This is a genomic window from Bradyrhizobium sp. LB14.3 (assembly GCF_040547985.1).
In the GTDB taxonomy this organism is placed as follows: Bacteria; Pseudomonadota; Alphaproteobacteria; order Rhizobiales; family Xanthobacteraceae; genus Bradyrhizobium.
Genome location: NZ_JBEPQT010000095.1, coordinates 1 through 1,340, shown reverse-complemented (window position 1 = coordinate 1,340; position 1,340 = coordinate 1). Strand labels below are relative to the sequence as shown.

Sequence of the window (1,340 nt, the reverse complement as noted above, 5' to 3'; positions counted from 1 at the left end):
GAAGGCGCTGGGCTGGTGGGGGCGGTCGTGGGTGCCATCATCGTGCTTCTTGTCTACGGTTTTGTGGCCGGGCGCAGCCGCCGGGCGATCTAACCCACCATGACCGGAATTCTTCGCGTGAGCGAAGAATTCACGCGGTGCGAATGGCGATAAGCAAGATGAAATGGATGCGCGTTGTCCTGGTAGGAGGCATGACACCGGTCAACACCGACCTGGTGTTCGACAAGTTCGCCGATTGCCTTGCCGCCGAGGAGCAGATGCGAAAACACTACACCGACGCCTTCGAGGTCTGGGACCGATGGGCCGCGGCCAATTTCGAGCGAAGACGCGAATACTCAAAGGTGCGCGACCTCCAGGCCAAACGCCTGCTCAGCAACATCGGCACGTGCGTTCCTCATGCAAGCGGCGACACCATAGGCCCTCAGCAGCCGAGCAATTCGACACCTTCTCAGCCTCCTCAAGCCGCAGCCAAGTCCGAAAACGTGAGGTCTGAACGTTCGGAGCACGGGCAGTCGCGAACGAATGTCGCAGGCCCTCCGAAGTGCGGGCCGTAATTGTATAGAAGCTGAACCTGTACCTTCGGATCAGGTTTGAGAGTTCGCGGTGCGGCTAGACGCTCAGCGCGAGGTTCTTGCATCTGCACTCGGAGGTGTCGCTCGGGTTCGAATGCCGGGTCGGGCAAGTTGACGACAAAGGCCACCGCGCCTCGGAAAAAGCGCCGAGCAGCTTAGGGACGCAATGCGCTTTTTGGCTTCAGCTTCTGTCCTGCTACGCCGGAGCGAAAGCACTAACTCAATTGCTCCGGGCGCGGGACCGAGCCTTGCTCTGCGAAGCGGCATTTGGCTTCAGGCGTGACTTTGGACGTGCTTCTGGCTCGATACCGTTCTGCTCGTCAAACTTGCGTATCCAGGATTGGACGTAGCGCGGGTCGTCCGGACAAAGCTGTTCAAGTAAACGAAGGTTCTGCGCTCTGAATTCCACTAGGGCTTTCGGCAAGTGTGCCTCCTCAAAACCCTGCCCACATCTAGGCTGCTGTATCGGAAAAAGTGGTCAAGCCAAAAGGAGGCTTGAAAATTTCGGAGCGTTGATGCAGCGCCAAAAAAAGTGAAAACCCCGCTTGGGGGAGCGGGGCTTTCTTGTCCAGACCGGATAGATAGGTAACAAAGTAGACCGGATGGATGGGTGACAGTTCTCTGTCGGCTGGGAGGATCAGCCGATGCCTTGGCGAGAGAGCTGCGCAATGGACCAACGGGTTAGCTTCATCGCGGATCAGCGAAGCGGAATGTGGACGATGACGGAGCTTTGCGAACGCTACGAGATTAGCCGCAAGACCGGTTACA

Annotated in this window: 2 protein-coding genes and 1 pseudogene; 2 read left to right on the top strand and 1 reads right to left on the bottom strand. The window is 58.0% G+C overall.

Features of this window, described 5'->3' with window-relative positions:
• Together ABIB00_RS39005 and ABIB00_RS39000 are read left to right on the top strand one after the other, a co-directional pair.
• Positions 1-93, top strand: a pseudogene (locus ABIB00_RS39005) (GlsB/YeaQ/YmgE family stress response membrane protein); the annotation flags it as partial.
• 74 nt (positions 94-167) lie between these two features.
• A complete protein-coding gene (locus ABIB00_RS39000; RefSeq protein WP_354108010.1) occupies positions 168-554 on the top strand; it encodes a hypothetical protein in 387 nt (128 codons plus the stop codon).
• Between the two features lie 470 nt (positions 555-1,024).
• Here ABIB00_RS39000 and ABIB00_RS38995 read toward each other — a convergent pair.
• Positions 1,025-1,340 (bottom strand): hypothetical protein (locus ABIB00_RS38995; protein WP_354108009.1); only part of this gene is annotated, 316 nt, incomplete at its 5' end.

Bases quoted from the DNA above. Each gene is read 5' to 3' on its own strand.
- ABIB00_RS39000 (WP_354108010.1), top strand. From the start codon at position 168: ATGCGCGTTGTCCTGGTAGGAGGCATGACACCGGTCAACACCGACCTG.